The following is a 17,092-nucleotide window of genomic DNA, read 5'->3' on the forward strand; positions in this document are numbered from 1 at the left end:
GTCGAGGACATACAATGATTAACCCGACCTCTCTGGGTAAACTGCTTCTGTTGACGACGGCCTTTTACGCGCCGGCCGTACTTGCCCAAGCCGCCGATGCATCTACGCCTCAGACCCAGGCTGCCCAGAGCGACCAGGCAGGGGCAGATGCCTCTGGGCAGGACGTTGAGATTTCTGCGCCTGGCGCTTCCGGTGAGGCCAATGAAATCATTGTCCGGGGCCGTTATATTCCAAATCCAGTCCGCGCGACTTCGCAGGTGATCTCTGTTCTTTCGGCCGAGGATATCGCGCGGACGGGCGAAGGCGATATTGCTGGCGCATTGCAGCGTGTTACTGGCCTTTCAGTGGTCGGAAACGGTTATGTCTATGTGCGTGGCCTGGGCGATCGCTATTCGCTGGCCCTGCTCAACGGTTCGCCATTGCCGTCGCCTGAGCCGTTGCGGCGCGTCGTTCCCCTCGACATCTTTCCGACGAATGTTCTTGCCAGCACGCTGGTTCAGAAGAGCTATTCCGTCAATTACCCTGGGGAATTTGGTGGCGGCGTGATCAACCTCACTACAGCCGCTCTGCCTGAAGAAACGTTCCTAACAGTGGGCGGGAGCATCAGTGGCGACACTGAGACCACGGATCAGCTGGGCTACACTCATTATGGCAGCGACAGCGACTGGAGCGGCTTTGATGACGGTACGCGTGACATACCGCAGGGACTTCGCGATGCCATGAAGGCGGGCGCGACCATTTCGGAAAACACGACCTTCAGTCCGCAAAATCTGCGCGACTTCGCGGCCAGCTTAGTCAATGCCCCTACCACGGTGGTACAGCGAAATAAGGGTATTCCGGCCAATTTCAGCGCAGAGGTCACTGGCGGCACCAGTTTTGACGCGGGCGACGCACGCTTTGGGGTGATTGCGTCTTTCGGATACAAGAATGACTGGCGCACCCGTGATGCAATTCAGCAAACGGGTGCCACTAATACAGTTGCCAGCGATTTCCGCTCCGTCCGTACGGAAAACCGGATCGTCGTCAATGGTCTCCTTGGTCTTGGCGCTGAGTTCGGCGATCACAAGATCCGCTGGACGTCGCTCTATATACGCGACACGTTGAAGCAGACGAAGCTGTCGTCCGGTTTCAGTCTGTCCGTTGGTGATCCTGATCCAAGCCTGCCGCCTCAGCTCATCCGCCAAGGCACGGCTTGGTTCGAGCGGCAGCTAATCAACACCCAACTGGTTGGTGAATTCGAATTTGATGATCTGTCGGTTGACCTGCGCGGCGGCTATGCCAATTCGCAGCGGGAGGCGCCTTATGAACGCAATTTCAGCTATGCATACGACGGCGACTTGGACCGCTATGTGAACAACCTGACCGCCACTGGCCAATCGGGCACCATATCCTTCAGCGACCTTAGCGAAGATGTGTGGAGCGGCGCAGCGGACCTCTCCTACAAACTGCCGACCAGTCGGCCGATCACGCTTTCTGCTGGCTATGCCTATATGGACACCGGCCGAAGCGCCTTCCGCCGGGACTTTGCCTTTCGTCCAGCCAACACACTGAATACGGCCATTGCTCAACAGCGGCCGGACTTTCTAGTGTCGGACTTCAACATCTATACCTATGACATCCGTCTGGTCGAAACGTCGGGCTTGGCCGGTGCGGCCGCCTATAACGCCGATCTGGAGGTCCACGCTGGCTATGCCAAGGTAGAGGCAGAGGTTGTGCCGCTCGTGAAGCTCGACCTGGGCGTGCGCTATGAAAAGGCGACGCAGTCGGTCACGCTGGCCGACCTTTTCAACTCCGGCACGGTTCAGCAGACGCCAGCGCTCAAAAATGACTACTGGTTGCCTGCTGCAACGGTGACCTGGAACTTCGCAGACGACATGCAACTTCGCCTGAACGCGTCAAAGACAATTGCCCGCCCGCAGTTCCGCGAGCTGGCGGCGCAGCTCTATCTTGATACAGAGTCCGATCGCCAGTTTATCGGCAATCCATTCCTCGTCGACAGTGAATTGTACAACGCCGAAGCGCGCTACGAATATTATTTCGGCAGCGGCGAGCGTGTGTCGGTGGCTGGCTTTTACAAGAAAATCGATAAGCCGATTGAATCTGTAGCCACCATCGCTGGCGGGTTCACGCTTCAGACCACCTTCGCCAACGCGCCCGAAGCGCAGCTTTATGGCGGTGAAATCGAGCTGGTCAAATATTTCCCGCTCGACTCTTTCTCAACAGCCCCGTTCTTCGTTTCGCGCAGGCTGGTGGCCATAGCCAACTACACCTACAGCAAATCCGAGATAAAGGTGAAGGACGGCGATCAGACCATCTTGAACGATAATCGCGGCTTCCGGCCGGCCAGCGAGATCTTCGTCGATGGTTCGGCTCTGACCGGCCAGTCGAAGCATCTCGCCAACCTGCAGATCGGCCTTGAGGATACCGACCGTCTGTCGCAGCAGACGCTGCTGCTGACCTATGCCAGCGATCGCGTCACTAACCGCGGTCCCATCACGGGCGGCGTGAAACAGCCGGACATCGTCGAAAGCCCTGGCGTCCGGTTGGATTTCGTGGCGCGGGAAGGCATCGAACTGTTCGGAAAGGAACTGGAAATCAAGGCCGAAGTACGCAATATCACGGGGCGCGGCTTCAAGGAGTTCCAAAAGGGTGAGATTGTCGTGCTCAACAATGTCTATGACATTGGAACGAGCTTCTCGCTTGGAGCGTCGATGAAATTCTGATTGCCGTTTGATAGGGTTTGAAAAGCCGGCGAGAATTTCTCGTCGGCTTTTTGCTGATCACAATTAGCAAATTTTCAGCGATCACCTGCCCCAAATACAGTTGGAGCCCGGAACGCCGTCGGGGGGGGGGAGAAAGCGTTCCGGGCCCATGTTGTTGGATAGCAAGAGCGGGGGGCAAAAGATTTACTATCCGAGGTGCCAAACGAGGGCCGCCGACATTGGTTCCCGAAAAAAATGCAGCGGTAAAAATATTTTGAGTTCAACGAGGTCCGGGACGCCGGGGGCGGTAGAGTTTGCTCCAGGCGGGAGCCATTCGCTTGACGCTGCTGGGGCTGCATGTCAGCTTCCTTCGGGTTCGGTGGGGTTGGGATCTCGGTCTGACGCTCGATAGATCTGTCGGCAACAGCCGCTAACCGATCCGGGCTTGTGCGAAAGGGGTGGCCATGACGATCTGGAACTGGCTCTTCAATCCCTCCGGATTGACGCCGCACGGCTTTTGCCTGCTTTGGACCCCCGGCCTCATCTGGCTTCACGCCGTTTCCGATGCGATTATCGGCCTTGCTTATTTTTCGATCCCGCTGGCGCTTTTCTGGTTCGTGCGTCAGCGGCGGGACCTGGAATATCGCTGGGTTTTCTTTCTGTTCGTTGGCTTCATCCTTGCCTGCGGGATGACGCATTTCATGACGATCCTGACGCTCTGGGTTCCGGCCTATGGGGTGGAGGGAGTGGTAAAGCTGGTCACTGCGCTGCTTTCGGTCGGCACGGCGATCCTGCTCTGGCCGCTGGTGCCCAAGCTGGTGGCGCTGCCGTCGCCGGCACAGCTTGGGCGCCTCAACGGGGAGCTGTCCGCCCGGGTGGATGAGCAGGAGCATACTGAGCGGCTGCTCCGTGAAAGCGAGGAGAAGGTCCGCCTTGCCAATGCGGAACTCGAAAAGCGCGTGGCCGACCGCACCGCCGATCTCAGCGCGGCCAACGACCGGCTGATCGATACGCTGGCCGAGCTTCGCGTGGCGAAGGCCGATCTTGAAATGATGGTCGAGGAGCGCACAACCGCGCTGAAGCAGCGCGACCTGCTGCTCCGGGAAGTTTATCACCGGGTGAAGAACAATCTGCAGGTCGTCGACGGCCTTGTAATGATGCAGACACGGCAGCTTGAGGATGCCGCCGCCCGGGACTCTCTTCAGGCGCTCCGAAGCCGCATTTATGCGCTGGGCCTGGTCCATCAGCAGCTCATGACCTCTCATGATCTGCAGACCTTCGATATCGCACCCTTTCTTCAGGAACTTTCGGCCCATATCGTCGAAGGAGGGGCCGAAGGGGATATCGAGCTTTCGGTGGATGCCTGTCCGCTGAGCGTTAACCTGGATTTTGCCATACCCCTTGGGCTTCTGGTTACGGAGCTTGTGACAAATTCCCTCAAACATGCTTTCCCGGACGGCAGGGGCAAGGTCAGCGTAAGGCTGGCGCTCGAGGAGCCGGGAAAAGCAGTGGTGCTGACGGTCGCCGATGACGGCCAGGCTGCAGAGAGGCTTAACGGTAAGACACTCTACAAGACGGGTCTTGGGACCAAGATCGTTACGGGGCTGGTCACACAGCTCAACGGCAAGATGGAATATAGGAGGGATGGCGGAATGGTAACGGAAGTTGTGCTTCCCGCTCCGGAGGGCCTATGACCGGCCCGACCAGCGCGCTTGTCGTCGATGACGAATATCTGATCGCCGAAGGGCTGCGGCTGCAGCTCGAGGATCTTGGCCTGTCGGTTTGCGGCATAGCCGCCACGGCCAAGGCGGCGGTTGCGCTGGCCGAGGCGCACCGGCCCGACATCGTCCTTATGGACATGCGGCTTTCTGGCGAGGAAGACGGCGTGGACGCGGCGCTGGCGATTCACGAGAAGGTAGGATCGAAGGTGATTTTCGTCACCGGTTCGCGTGAGCCGTCAACGATGGAACGGATCAACCAGGATCATCCGGCATCGGTTCTTTTCAAACCGATTTTCGGGCGGCAGCTACAGCGGGCATTGGAAAATGCCCTTGAAGGACGGATTTAGGGCCACGTTCTACACCACTTCCCTCTCGCCAACCTCTCGGAACACAACACCTTCGCAGGGACGACGGCTTTCCTTTTGCGTCAGGCAGTAAAGGCTGTGAAGTGCAGCTTTTGCCTTAACTCTATTCCTTTGCTTGCCGTCCAGCGTCCTCTCCCGCTAGAGAGGCGGAATGACAGTTTACAAGGACACGCTGGCGCTCATTGGCAACACGCCGCTCGTGCGTCTCAAAGGGCCCTCTGAGGCTACTGGCTGCGACATTTTCGGGAAATGCGAATTCGCCAATCCCGGCGCTTCGGTGAAGGACCGGGCAGCGCTCTACATCGTCAATGATGCGGAGGAGAAGGGCCAGCTAAAGCCCGGTGGCGTGATCGTGGAGGGTACGGCCGGCAATACGGGAATTGGGCTGGCGCTGGTCGCCAATGCAAAGGGCTATCGCACCATCATCGTGATGCCGGAGACGCAGAGCCGCGAGAAAATGGATACCTTGCGAGCGCTCGGCGCCGAACTGGTGACCGTTCCGGCCGCGCCTTATTCCAATCCCGGCCATTTCGTCCACACCAGCCGCCGCATCGCGGAAGAGACGGAAAACGCGATCTGGGCCAACCAGTTCGACAATATCGCCAACCGCAAGGCGCATATCTGCGGAACGGCGGAGGAAATCTGGGCACAGATGGACGGACGCATTGACGGCTTTACCTGTGCTGCGGGCACGGGGGGCACAATTGCGGGCGTTGGCCTCGGTCTCAAGGCCAAGGATGAAAATGTCACCATCGCACTCAGCGATCCTCATGGCGCGGCGCTTTACAATTATTATGCGCATGGCGAGCTGAAGGCCGAAGGCAGCTCGGTCGCCGAAGGCATCGGACAGGGGCGCATTACCGCCAATCTGGAAGGCGCGCCGATCGACACGCAATTCCGTATTTCGGACGAGGACGGGCTGGAGCAGGTCCGCAATCTCCTCGCCGATGAGGGGCTGTGCCTTGGCCTTTCCTCCGGCATCAATGTGGCAGGTGCTGTAGCGCTGGCGAAACAATTGGGTCCGGGCAAGCGGATCGTCACGATCCTGGCCGATACGGGTTTCCGTTATTTGTCGACGCTCTATAATAGGGAGTGGCTGCAACAGAAGGGGTTGACGGTCTTCCCCTGGCTGGAGAAGAATGGCTGAGGCGACCCTTGGGTGTGCCTCGAATGTGCCGTTCAGGAGTTTACGGCCTAAATGTCGGATAGTCGCAGCAAGGATATGATGCAGCGGATTCAGATCGGCCTGACCGGTCTGGCGGGAGTAGTGCTGCTTGTAGGCCTCGCCAATATCGTCATCGAAAAGGCAGCGGTGGATGAAAAGGCGGCCGCGGTCGATGGATCACCGCCCATGCTGGCAGCGCCCAGCAGCAACGCCATGGCGCCTGATGCCGAGCAGCGGTCGGAACCGCTTGCCGAACTGGGCGTGACGCCAGCGTCGCCCGGCAATGGGGACGGCACCACTCAGGTGGTTCCCGACCTTCAGCCCAATCCCGCGATCAGGAATCGGATGGATCAGGAACCCGGGCGGTAAGGTTGCCGGGACCAGCACGCTCATTCATTCGTCACCCCCGCGAAGGCGGGGATCCACCTTTTCAGCCATCCGCCTGGTTCGATGTCGGGAGATGGATCTCCGCTTCCGCGGCGATGGCGGCGTTCGGGCTGTTTTTTCTCCTTGTCGGCCTCCCTCTTGGCGGAGTCCTTTCCACCGGTCAGGCGGAGCCGCTTCGCTGGCTCTCCGGCAGCCTCTATTCCGCAGCCGGGCTGTCTTTTCTTCTCCGCCGTCAAGAGCGCCGCCAGCGTTGGACCGGCTATGGCGTGGCGGCGGCGCTGTCGTGCGCCGCAGTCCTGGTCTTTTGCGGGGTGGCGGGGCGACATTGGTCCTGGAGCCATGGCTTGCTGCTCGGCCTGATCAATTTCCTGCTTCTCGCCATCATGGACCTGCTCTTCCGCATCCCGCGAGCCGGTGGCCTGATATTGGCCGGAGCAATTCTTGCAGGACTGCTGCTCCCCGCGCGCTCTTATCTCTGGATGCTGGAGGCGCATCCCACCCCTGGCAAGGAACGCCTGGCGGTAATGACCTCGCTTCCAATCGGTCCGATAAGAGGGAGGGAAATCGCGGAAATCCTGAACGAGAAGGAACATGCCGATCCGGTATCGGCAGAGCTTTCCCGCCATTTCACGCTCCATTATGTGGATTTCCTGTCCACTGCGTCGCTCAGCGGAGAAAGCCGGTTGCTGCTGGCTCACCCCCGCGGGCTCAGCCCAAGCGAGCTTGCCGATCTGGACCAATGGGTCCAGGCCGGGGGGCGGGCACTGATCCTGGCTGATCCGCTGCTCGTCTGGCCCAGCCACCACCCGCTCGGCGATCCTCGACGGCCCATTACCAGTCTCCTCGATCCGCTCCTTTTGCATTGGGGACTGAAGCTGGAACCGGCCAACAGCAAACTGGTGCACAAGGTAGATGCCAAGAGGCGCCTTCTTGCCACAGCCGGGGCAAGCCGCTTCGTTGTCACCGGCCCTCAATGTTCGGCGAGAGAAGGCGGCTTCCTGGCGCATTGCCGCGTCGGCCGAGGTGACGCGCTGCTCGTTGCTGACGCAGACCTGCTCAATCCCGCTCTCTGGATGGGAGGAGATGGGACAGAGGTGCGGGACGCCAATCGAACGGCCGATAATATGCAGCTTGTCCTGCAATGGCTGAACATCTCCGAAGCGCATCTGGCACCTCGGACGGGCTGGATCCCTTCCGGCGGAGCGATTGGGGCGGGTCTTGCCGCTGCTCTGCTGCTCCTTTTCCTCGCTGCTGTTTTCCTGCGGACCGGCAAGCGAGGTCCGCCTGGGAATTCATGGGAAAAGCCGGCTGTTCCTGAGTCTTGACCGTTGATTTATGGACTTTTCGAGAACATAGTCGGAACATGATGAACATCGCACTCGAACCACATCTCTCTGAGACCATCGGGATTCCGTAGTTTTACTGCTATTTCCCAGGCTGTCCCAAATTATCCCCTTTATTCCCATCGACTCCCCTGATACACTGGCGGGTATCGGGTCAGACACGTCGTAGTGATTTTTTCGCTCCCGGAAGGCGGCAATGGGGCTGCTTTCCGGCACGGACGAGTCTGGCCTCGGCAGGCAAGGGGTTGGGCGAAGCAAGTGTCGGAGTTCGGACTATATTCCGGTCCCGCATTCACCGCGATGGACGGCAAGGGTCGCTTCTCGATCCCCGCCGCCATGCGCCATATCGTCCAGGCTTCGAGCGGCGGCCAGAATCGCCTGTGCCTCACCAAACATGAGGAATTCCGCTGCATCATAGGCTTCGGCCACAGCTATCAGCAGATGCTCCGCGCCAATATCGACCGCGAAGAACAGCTCGCCCTGACCCGAGGCGAGTCCTATAGCCGCGCTGCGGCCATGCAGCGGAAATTCGGCCTGCTGGAGGACGTGCCCTTCGATGATGGCGGCCGTTTCTTCATTTCGCCCTTCCTGAAGAAACTCTGCGATATTGACGACATCGTCTTCATCAATGGCTCGGGCGATTATTTCGAGCTGTGGAACCCCCTCGTCCTTATCGACACTGACGGCGTTTATGACATGCTGAAGGCTGCCGCAGAATTCGCTCTTGAGGACTGGGAAAAGAACCCGAAGAATCCGAAGCGGGGAGGCGCGAAATGACCGCTGCCGCGCCCCATGTCCCAGTGCTCCTTGATGAAGTGCTCTCGGCGCTCGCCATTGCACCTGGCGAAACCCATGTCGACGGAACCTTTGGAGCTGGCGGGTACAGTTCGGCGATGATTGGCAAGGGCGCCAAGGTTGTTGCCTTTGATCGCGACCCTGATGCGATTCGCGAAGGTCAGCAAGTCGTTGCCGCAAAGGGCGGCGCGCTCACCCTCGTCGAGGGCCGTTTTTCCGAAATGGAGCATCTGCTTGTCGAACGCGGCGTGTCGCAGGTTGCTGGCGTGACGCTTGATATCGGCGTCTCTTCGATGCAGCTCGACCGGCCCGACCGGGGCTTTTCCTTCCAGGCTGACGGACCGCTCGACATGCGGATGAGTCAGTCTGGGACCAGCGCCGCCGATTTCCTCAACAGCGCGCCGGAGCAGGAGATCGCTGACGTCATCTATCATTATGGGGAAGAACACCGTTCCCGCCGGATCGCTCGCGCGATAGTCGAGGCCCGTCCTCTCACACGCACCGGGGAACTGGCAGCCGTGGTGCGCAAGGCTGTCGGCTATCGCGCGGGTGACAAGAGGGATCCGGCAACCCGTACATTCCAGGCGATCCGCATCCATCTCAACCGCGAACTTGAGGAATTGGAGCGGGGGCTTGAGGCGGCGGAGGCCATATTGCAGCCGGGCGGCCGGCTTGCCGTCGTCACCTTCCACAGCCTGGAAGATCGAATTGTAAAGCGCTTCCTGCGTAGCCGTAGCGGCGGGGAGGGGGCTGGATCTCGTCATCGTCCTCTTAATGACGATTTGCCAGCCCCCACTTTTCAAAAGCCCGCCAAGGCCGTGCGGGCGAGCGAGCGCGAAATCGCAGCCAATCCACGCGCCCGTTCCGCGACCTTGCGGAGCGCGGTGCGCACATCAGCCAAGTCTTGGGGGGCAGGACAATGATCGCGGTCAAGCGTCTGCAAAGTATTTTCTGGCTCCTGCTGGTGACGCTGGGGGCCATAGCCGTCTATCTCGTATCCCTCCGGGTCGCATCGGAGCGGACCGAGCTGGCGCGGGTGGAAAGGCAGATATTGTCTGCCAAGCGTGAAATCCGGTATCTGGAAACCGAATTCGGCGCCCGCGCCAGCATGCGGCAGCTTGAACGCTGGAACAGTGAGAATTTCCGTTTCTCGACGCCCACCGCCGCTCAATATCTGGACGGCGAACGAGCGCTTGCGAGCCTTGAGGGTATAACGCCAAACGGGCCCGCCTATGTAGCGAGTCCGGTGATGACCGCCATGGTCGAAGGTCCGGCGGACCTTCCCTCGGCCGTAGCCACGGCAGTTGCCGCCAAGCCTGAAGTGCAAACCGATGCCGTGCCTGCCAGGCCGCAGCCGCGGGCCGCGGCAACGGTCAAGGCAGAAGCGCCGGAAAAAGCGCAAAAGGCGGCCGTCCGCACTGCAGAAGCCGCGCCTGCGCCCAAACCTGCTGCCAAATCGGCGGCGGATGCACGGCGGCTGGAGCGGGTGGCGATGCTTGAACAAACGCTGCTCGATGACCATACTCTCGGCGATCTTGCGCGGCTTGCCGCGCGGGAGAAGGGGAGGGCGATGCGCTGATGACGACGCTCGTCGCCCGGCCTGAACGAGTCAGGACGGCCAGCCAGCGCTACCAACTGACGGAAGTCGCACATCATCGCCTGATGCTCCTCCTGCTGCTCTTCACGGCGGGCGTGATGCTTATTGGCGTGCGGCTGCTTTGGTTGGGGCTGTTCGCCGACGGGACCCATGGTGCGCGGGGACCAGGCAGCCTGATCCCGGCGCGGGCCGACATCGTCGACCGCAATGGCGTTCCGCTGGCCCGCACGATGGATGCCTACTCCATTGGCGTGCGTCCGAGGGAGTTGCTCGGCGATCCCATGGAGATTGCCCGTCACCTGCATGATATCTTCCCGGACGAGCCAGTTGCGAGTTTCTACAAGAAGCTCACACGGGATGTGCGCTTCACCTATTTGCGCCGCCGCGCCCTTCCCGAAGAAGTGGCTGCGGTGAATGCGCTTGGCGAAATCGCCATCGAATTCCCGCGCGAGAAGGAACGCCTCTATCCGCAGCGGACGCTGGGCGCGCACGTACTCGGCTTTGTCGACCTGGACGGCTATGGCGCGATGGGCGTGGAACGGGCCTTCGACGAACGGCTTACTGACGAGAAGCTGAAGGGCTCCCCGCTTGTGCTGTCGATCGACAGCCGCGTGCAGGGCGCCATGGAAAGCGAGCTTTATGCCGGAATGATCGCGCATAAGGCGATCGGTGCCACCGGATTGGTGCTGGACGCCAATACGGGCGAAATCCTGGCCATGGCCTCCCTTCCGGTGTTCAATCCCAACAAGCTTTCCGGGGGCAGCATGGAAGCCCGCCGCAATGGCGTTACCCAGGCCGTCTATGAATTGGGGTCCACCTTCAAGCCCATTTCCATCGCCGCCGCCATGGATGCGGGCGTCGTGACATCGATGAGCAAGCGCTATGACGCGACCCAGCCATTGCAGGTCGGCGGTTTCCGCATCCGCGACGACCATCCCCTGAAAGCCTGGATCAATGTGCCTCAGACGCTGGTGCACAGCTCCAACATCGCCACTGCCCGCATTGCCGATGAATTGGGGCCGCAGCGGATGCAGGAGGCGTTCCGCAAGCTGGAGTTCGATCGCCGTCCCGCGATCGAGCTAAAGGAGCGGGGCAACACCCTCTGGCCCTCCAACTGGGGCCGGCTGACCAACATGACCGTTTCCTATGGGCACGGCATTGCAGTGACCCCGCTGCATCTGGCGAGCGCCTATGCCGCGCTGGTGAATGGCGGCATCTGGCGTCCTGCCACGCTTCAGAAGCTGAAGGACGGTGAAGTGCCCCAAGGACGCCGTGTGTTCACTGCCGCGACCAGCGCACGGATGCGCCAGCTGTTGCGCATGATCGTGGCAGCCGGTACAGGAAGAAGTGCCGATGCCAAGGGATTCCGGGTCGGCGGCAAGACGGGTTCGGCTGAAAAGCCATTTCAGGGCGGATATGCAAGAAGTTCACTAGTGACCACCTTCGCTGCTGCCTTTCCGATGGAAAACCCGAAATATGTAGTCCTCACCATGATGGATGAGCCCAAGGGCAACGCCGAAACCTTTGGGCTGCGAACCGCCGCCTGGACCGCTGCGCCGGTGACGAAGAAGGTGGTGGAACGGATCGGGCCAATGCTCGGCATCTACCCGGATCTCAATCGCGATGTCGACATTTCGGAACTGATGCCGCTGCTCGGGCATGAGGAAGACAAGGAAGCGGAGTGATGCGCCTGGGTGAAATCGCCAACGGCCTTGCGGGCGATGCGCAGGACAGCATCGTCACCGGCTTTGCCATCGACCACAGGAAGGTTGCACCGGGCACGGTTTTCGGTGCCTTTGAAGGCGCCCGGTTCAACGGCGAGGACTTCATTCCGGACGCCATTGCCGCTGGCGCCATCGCCATCGTTGCGCGCCCCGGCCTGGACGTAGAGGGGGCCGCCTATTTCGCCGATGACCGCCCCCGCCGCCTTTTCGCGCAGCTCGCCGCTAAATTCTTCGCACCCTTCCCCAAGACCGTTGCCGCTGTCACCGGGACCAATGGAAAAACCTCCACGGTCGAGCTGACGCGCCAGATCTGGCGGATGATGGGTGAAAAGGCAGCGTCCATCGGAACTCTGGGCGTGACAACATCGGTGGACCAGGTTTCGACCGGCCTTACGACCCCGGACATCGTCACGTTCCTTTCCAACATGGCGGGCCTCTGCCGCGAAGGCATAACTCATGCGGCCTTTGAAGCGTCGAGCCATGGCCTTGCCCAATATCGCACCGAAGGCCTGCCGGTTCATGCGGCGGCCTTCACGAACCTCAGCCGCGACCATCTCGATTATCATGGCGACATGGACAGCTATTTCGAAGCCAAGATGCGGCTGTTCGACGAGGTGCTGGAGCCCGGCGGCACTGCGGTCATCTGGGCCGACGATCCGCGCTCGCAGCAGGCGATCGCCCGCGCGGCGGCACGCGGCCTCAAGATTCTCACCGTCGGCCAGCAGGGCGATGCGCTGAAACTGGCGTCACGCACGCCCACCCATCTGGGTCAGGTGATGATGATCGAGGCGGAGGGCAAGACCCACCGCGTCGAGCTTCCCCTGATCGGCGCTTATCAGGCGGCGAACGCGCTGACCGCTGCCGGTCTGGTCCTGGCAACCGGAGGCAAGCTGGACGATATACTTGCTTTCCTCACCCGCGTTCAGCCGGTGCGCGGCCGCCTGGAGCGAGCCGCCATCACCCGGGCGGGGGCTCCTGTCTATGTCGACTATGCCCACACGCCTGACGGGTTGGAAGCTGCGATCCATGCCCTGCGGCCGCACACCAAGGGCCGCCTCATCGCTGTCTTTGGCGCTGGCGGCGACCGCGACACTGGCAAGCGGCCGGAAATGGGTAAGGTAGCGGCCGATCTCGCGGATCATGTCATCGTGACGGACGACAATCCCCGGTCCGAAGACCCCGTTGCGATCCGCAAGGCAGTCCTTGCCGCTGCGCCGGGCGCGGTGGAGATTGGCGGGCGCCGCGAAGCCATCGCCGCCGCTATTGCCGAGGCTGGGGCCGACGACATCGTCCTCCTCGCTGGCAAGGGGCATGAACAGGGGCAGATTGTCGGCGACCGCGTGCTGCCCTTCGATGATGTCACTGTGGCTCGGGAATGTGCGGCGTGAGCGATGTGATCGAAACCTCCATTGCCGTTCGCCCTGAGCCTGTCGAAGGGCCCTCCTTCCTTCCCGAGGAAAAGAAAAGGGCTTCGACAAGCTCAGCCCGAACGGGGGGGCGATGCCAGTGACTGATCTCTGGACTTCCGCAGAAATCGCAGCCGCTACGGGTGGACAAGCCTCAGCGACTTTCTCGGTCACTGGCGTAGCCTTCGACTCTCGCGAGGTGGGTCCTGGCGATCTGTTCATCGCCTTGCCCGGCGAGACGACGGACGGTCACCGCTTTGTCGACCAGGCCTTTGCTTCGGGCGCTGGCGGGGCGATCACCGCCCGCAAGGTCGATCATCCCCATGTGCTCGTCGCCGACACCGCTGCTGCGCTCAATGCGCTTGGCGCCGCTTCCCGCGCCCGCACACAGGCAAAGATCATCGGCGTCACCGGTTCGGTGGGCAAGACCGGAACGAAGGAGGCGCTTTTCCATGCGCTCGATCGCAGCGCTCCTGGCCATGCGCATCGTTCGCTCAAAAGCTACAATAATCATGTGGGCGTGCCCTTGAGCCTCTCGCGTATGCCGCGCGACACGCGCTACGGCATTTTCGAAATGGGCATGAACCACGCGGGCGAGCTTACCGAACTTGCGAAGATGGTGCGCCCCAATGTCGCCATCATCACGGCGATCGCTCCCGCGCACAAGGCGTTCTTCGACACGGTCGAAGCCATTGCCGATGCCAAGGCGGAGATTTTCGCCGGACTTGAACCCGGCGGCACTGCAATCATCCCCTATGACAGCCCTTATGCGGGACGTTTGCGCAAGGCAGCGGAACGCTATGCGTGGCGGACCGTGACCTTCGGCCTTGGTGAGAGTGCAGATGTCCGCGCGGTCGACATGGTCCGGGCGGCAAGCGGTGGGACGCTAGTGACGGTAAAGCTCCCGCGAGCCGAGATCTGCCTCACAATTGGGCAGCCGGGCGAGCATTGGGTATCCAATGCCCTCGCTGTCCTTGCGGCTGTCGAGGCAGTGGGGGGCGATCTTGCTGCTGCTGGTCTCGCGCTCGCGGAGCTGCCGGGTCTTCCCGGCCGCGGCGCGCGCGTGCAGGTGTCCCTGCCGCAGGGAGAGGCGCTGCTGATCGACGAAAGCTACAATGCCAATCCGCTCTCGATGGAAGCGACATTGAAGCAACTTGGCCGCGAGCAGGGGCGCCACCTGGCCGTGCTGGGCGCGATGCGGGAACTGGGCGAGGAAAGCGACGCCTTCCATGCCGCGCTTGCCGAGCCCATCAGCGCTGCGGCGGTCGACCTGGTCATACTTGTAGGCCCGGAAATGCGCCCGTTGGCCGAGCGGCTTGAAGGACGCATCGGAATCGCGCATGTGGCCGACGCCGAAGCGGCGGCCGAGCGCCTCAAATCAGAGTTGCGAGCCGGTGACGCCGTGCTCGTCAAGGGATCGAACAGTGTCGGCCTGTCGCGCCTTGTGGCGGCGCTGGCCGGCGGCAAGAAAGAGAGTTAATGCTGTACTGGCTGGCGACGACGCTGGAATTTGAGGGGGCTTTCAACCTCATCCGTTATCTGAGCTTCCGCACCGGCGCCGCGGTGGCGACGGCGCTGTTCCTTGGCCTGCTGATCGGGCCCAAGTTCATCGGCTGGCTGCGCGTCCGGCAGGGTAAGGGCCAGCCGATCCGCGAGGATGGTCCGCAGACCCATTTTGCAAAGCGCGGCACGCCTACCATGGGCGGCCTCATGATCCTGACCTCGATCGCGATTTCGGTCTTTCTCTGGATGGACCTGTCGAGCGTCTATGTCTGGGCCTGCATCTTCGTGACGCTCGGCTTCGGGGCGATCGGCTTTCTTGACGATTATGACAAGGTCAGCAAGTCGAGCCACAAAGGCGTTCCGGGGCGGGTACGCCTGCTGATGGAATTCCTGATCGCCGGCGGTGCGGCCTGGCTCATCGTCAGCCAGACTGGAACCGCGCTTTACGTCCCCTTCTACAACGGCCCCGCCATCGACCTTGGACCTGTCTATTATATCTTCGCGGCCTTCGTGATCGTTGGCGCCGGCAATGCGGTGAACCTGACCGACGGTCTCGATGGCCTTGCCACCATGCCGGTGATCATTGCCTGCGTCGCCTTCATGCTGATCGCCTATATCGTGGGCCGCGCCGACTATGCGACCTATCTGGGGATTCCGCATGTGCCGGGAGCGGGCGACCTTACCATCCTCTTGGGAGCGATCATCGGGGCTGGCCTTGCCTTCCTCTGGTTCAATGCGCCCCCTGCTGCCGTCTTCATGGGCGACACGGGTAGCCTGGCCCTGGGCGGGGCGCTTGGCGTGATTGCCGTGACTGTCCGCCATGAAATCGTGCTCGCCATCATCGGCGGCCTCTTTGTGCTTGAAGCGGCCTCTGTCATCATTCAGGTCTTCTTCTTCAAGCGCACCGGCAAGCGAGTCTTCCGCATGGCCCCCATCCATCACCATTTCGAGCAACTCGGCTGGTCGGAGCCGACCGTCGTCATTCGCTTCTGGATCATTTCCATCGTTCTCGCCCTTGCGGGCCTGTCCACGTTGAAGATCCGGTGATCGTCAGCTCCGCCTTTTCGGGCAAGAAATATGCCGTCCTGGGCCTTGCCCGCTCCGGCCTCGCTACCATAGCATCGCTGGTCAAAAGTGGCGCGCAGGTGGTTGCCTGGGACAGCCGGGAGGAAGCGCGGGAAGCCGCGCTTGAGGCAGTCCAGACCTGCCGGGGGCCAGGCCGTTTTGAGCTGGCCGACCCGCTGCTCATCGGCCTTGCGGGTTTTGATGGCGTGGTCGTTTCTCCCGGCGTGCCGCTCAACCGTCACCCCATAGCGGACAAGGCGGGTGCAGCCGCTGTGCCGGTGATTGGCGACATAGAGCTTTTCGCGCTTGCCCGGCCAAGCCTTCCGGCTCATCGAGTGGTGGGCATCACCGGCACCAACGGCAAGTCCACCACCACGGCGCTCATCCACCATATTATCGATACCGCCGGTATCCCAACGAGGATGGGGGGCAATATTGGCCTTCCGATATTGGGGCAGGACCCTCTGCCGGAAGGCGGCGTCTATGTGCTGGAGCTTTCCAGCTATCAGATCGATCTGACCTACAGCCTTGATGCCGATGTGGCGGTGCTGCTCAACATCACGCCCGACCATCTCGACCGCTATGACGGCTTTGCAGGCTATTGTGCGTCCAAAGCCCGGCTTTTCGCGATGCAGTCGGCCGATCATGCCGCCGTCATCGCGGTCGAGGATGAACCCAGCCGGCAGATCGCCGCCGGCGTGCCTTCCCGGCTTGTCGAGGTCCATTCGGGGGAAATCAGCCCCGGCGATCAGGCGCAATGGCCCTCGCTTCAGGGCCCGCACAACGCACAAAATGCCGCCGCCGCGATTGCCGTTGCCCGTGCCCTTGGCCTTGGCGAAGACACTATTGCCGCTGGCCTTCGGAGCTACGCCAGTCTGCCGCACCGCATGCAGCGCGTGGCGGAAAAAAATGGTGTTCTCTTCGTCAATGACAGCAAGGCCACCAATCCAGCTTCCACGGCTCCGGCGCTGGCCGCCTATCCGCCCAAGGATGGCAAGCCTCGCATCCACTGGATCCTGGGCGGCCTGGCCAAATCCGATGACCTTGATGATTGCGTCCCGCAATTCGCCAATGTGAAGCAGGCCTATACGATCGGCGAAGCAGGCCCTCGCTTTGCTGAGATTCTGAGGCCGGTCATGCCCGTCGATGACAGCGAACTGCTCATCACTGCCGTCCGCCGCGCCGCTCGTGTGGCCGAGCCTGGCGATGTCGTTTTGCTGTCGCCTGCCTGTGCCTCCTTCGACCAGTTCCGTGACTTCGAAGCGCGGGGCGACGCCTTCCGTGCGGCGGTGGAGGCGCTTGGCTGATGGCGGAGGGCG

Annotated in this window: 14 protein-coding genes; all 14 read left to right on the forward strand. The window is 61.4% G+C overall.

All coding sequences use genetic code 11. The features are described from left to right. Positions 1–14 precede the first annotated feature (14 nt). The 14 genes from VJS46_RS06180 (at position 15) to murD (ending at position 17,080) form a co-directional block, all read left to right on the forward strand. A complete protein-coding gene (locus VJS46_RS06180) occupies positions 15–2,723 on the forward strand; it encodes a TonB-dependent receptor domain-containing protein (protein WP_324058638.1) in 2,709 nt (902 codons plus the stop codon). A 443-nt stretch (positions 2,724–3,166) separates the two neighbouring features. Further along, positions 3,167–4,396 (forward strand): sensor histidine kinase, encoded by a 1,230-nt coding sequence (locus tag VJS46_RS06185; protein ID WP_324058640.1) that lies wholly within the window; start codon positions 3,167–3,169, stop codon positions 4,394–4,396. Further along, positions 4,393–4,770, forward strand: a complete 378-nt coding sequence (locus VJS46_RS06190; protein ID WP_324058643.1) for a response regulator — start codon at positions 4,393–4,395, stop codon at positions 4,768–4,770. Before VJS46_RS06185 ends, VJS46_RS06190 begins: the two co-directional genes overlap by 4 nt. A 169-nt stretch (positions 4,771–4,939) precedes the next feature. Continuing rightward, on the forward strand, positions 4,940–5,935 hold the full coding sequence (locus tag VJS46_RS06195; RefSeq protein ID WP_324058645.1) for a cysteine synthase A: 996 nt from the start codon (positions 4,940–4,942) through the stop codon (positions 5,933–5,935). A gap of 51 nt (positions 5,936–5,986) precedes the next feature. Further along, positions 5,987–6,322: a hypothetical protein gene (locus VJS46_RS06200; protein WP_324058647.1), complete on the forward strand. Its 336-nt coding sequence runs from the start codon at positions 5,987–5,989 to the stop codon at positions 6,320–6,322. Positions 6,323–6,435: 113 nt separating this feature from the next. Continuing rightward, the gene (locus tag VJS46_RS06205) at positions 6,436–7,665 is read left to right on the forward strand and encodes a Gldg family protein (protein ID WP_324058649.1); all 1,230 of its coding nucleotides are present in this window, start codon (positions 6,436–6,438) and stop codon (positions 7,663–7,665) included. A 276-nt stretch (positions 7,666–7,941) separates the two neighbouring features. Then, entirely contained in the window at positions 7,942–8,460 is a 519-nt protein-coding gene (locus tag VJS46_RS06210) for a division/cell wall cluster transcriptional repressor MraZ (protein ID WP_324058651.1), read from the forward strand. Further along, positions 8,457–9,401, forward strand: coding sequence for a 16S rRNA (cytosine(1402)-N(4))-methyltransferase RsmH (rsmH, locus tag VJS46_RS06215; protein ID WP_324058654.1), 945 nt, complete (start codon positions 8,457–8,459; stop codon positions 9,399–9,401). Before VJS46_RS06210 ends, rsmH begins: the two co-directional genes overlap by 4 nt. Then, positions 9,398–10,057: a colicin transporter gene (locus tag VJS46_RS06220; protein ID WP_324058656.1), complete on the forward strand. Its 660-nt coding sequence runs from the start codon at positions 9,398–9,400 to the stop codon at positions 10,055–10,057. The genes rsmH and VJS46_RS06220 overlap by 4 nt, the downstream gene beginning before the upstream one ends. Beyond that, entirely contained in the window at positions 10,057–11,760 is a 1,704-nt protein-coding gene (locus VJS46_RS06225; protein WP_324058658.1) for a penicillin-binding protein 2, read from the forward strand. The genes VJS46_RS06220 and VJS46_RS06225 overlap by 1 nt, the downstream gene beginning before the upstream one ends. Further along, positions 11,760–13,187, forward strand: coding sequence for a UDP-N-acetylmuramoyl-L-alanyl-D-glutamate--2,6-diaminopimelate ligase (locus VJS46_RS06230; RefSeq protein WP_324058660.1), 1,428 nt, complete (start codon positions 11,760–11,762; stop codon positions 13,185–13,187). The genes VJS46_RS06225 and VJS46_RS06230 overlap by 1 nt, the downstream gene beginning before the upstream one ends. 118 nt (positions 13,188–13,305) lie before the next feature. Continuing rightward, complete coding sequence (locus tag VJS46_RS06235) at positions 13,306–14,685, forward strand: UDP-N-acetylmuramoyl-tripeptide--D-alanyl-D-alanine ligase (RefSeq protein ID WP_324058661.1); 1,380 nt, start codon at positions 13,306–13,308, stop codon at positions 14,683–14,685. Further along, the gene (mraY, locus tag VJS46_RS06240; RefSeq protein WP_324058663.1) at positions 14,685–15,755 is read left to right on the forward strand and encodes a phospho-N-acetylmuramoyl-pentapeptide-transferase; all 1,071 of its coding nucleotides are present in this window, start codon (positions 14,685–14,687) and stop codon (positions 15,753–15,755) included. The genes VJS46_RS06235 and mraY overlap by 1 nt, the downstream gene beginning before the upstream one ends. Further along, positions 15,752–17,080, forward strand: a complete 1,329-nt coding sequence (gene murD, locus VJS46_RS06245; RefSeq protein ID WP_324058666.1) for a UDP-N-acetylmuramoyl-L-alanine--D-glutamate ligase — start codon at positions 15,752–15,754, stop codon at positions 17,078–17,080. Before mraY ends, murD begins: the two co-directional genes overlap by 4 nt. Positions 17,081–17,092 lie beyond the last annotated feature (12 nt).

Source organism: Rhizorhapis sp. (genome assembly GCF_035276005.1).
Taxonomy (GTDB): Bacteria; Pseudomonadota; Alphaproteobacteria; order Sphingomonadales; family Sphingomonadaceae; genus Rhizorhapis.

Excerpts from the sequence above, each read along its gene's own strand:
- rsmH (WP_324058654.1), top strand. The coding sequence starts at position 8,457 with ATGACCGCTGCCGCGCCCCATGTCCCAGTGCTCCTTGATGAAGTGCTC.
- VJS46_RS06200 (WP_324058647.1), top strand. The coding sequence starts at position 5,987 with ATGTCGGATAGTCGCAGCAAGGATATGATGCAGCGGATTCAGATCGGC.
- VJS46_RS06180 (WP_324058638.1), top strand. The coding sequence starts at position 15 with ATGATTAACCCGACCTCTCTGGGTAAACTGCTTCTGTTGACGACGGCC.
- VJS46_RS06220 (WP_324058656.1), top strand. The coding sequence starts at position 9,398 with ATGATCGCGGTCAAGCGTCTGCAAAGTATTTTCTGGCTCCTGCTGGTG.
- VJS46_RS06185 (WP_324058640.1), top strand. The coding sequence starts at position 3,167 with ATGACGATCTGGAACTGGCTCTTCAATCCCTCCGGATTGACGCCGCAC.
- VJS46_RS06190 (WP_324058643.1), top strand. The coding sequence starts at position 4,393 with ATGACCGGCCCGACCAGCGCGCTTGTCGTCGATGACGAATATCTGATC.
- VJS46_RS06230 (WP_324058660.1), top strand. The coding sequence starts at position 11,760 with ATGCGCCTGGGTGAAATCGCCAACGGCCTTGCGGGCGATGCGCAGGAC.
- VJS46_RS06195 (WP_324058645.1), top strand. The coding sequence starts at position 4,940 with ATGACAGTTTACAAGGACACGCTGGCGCTCATTGGCAACACGCCGCTC.
- VJS46_RS06225 (WP_324058658.1), top strand. The coding sequence starts at position 10,057 with ATGACGACGCTCGTCGCCCGGCCTGAACGAGTCAGGACGGCCAGCCAG.
- mraY (WP_324058663.1), top strand. The coding sequence starts at position 14,685 with ATGCTGTACTGGCTGGCGACGACGCTGGAATTTGAGGGGGCTTTCAAC.
- VJS46_RS06205 (WP_324058649.1), top strand. The coding sequence starts at position 6,436 with ATGGCGGCGTTCGGGCTGTTTTTTCTCCTTGTCGGCCTCCCTCTTGGC.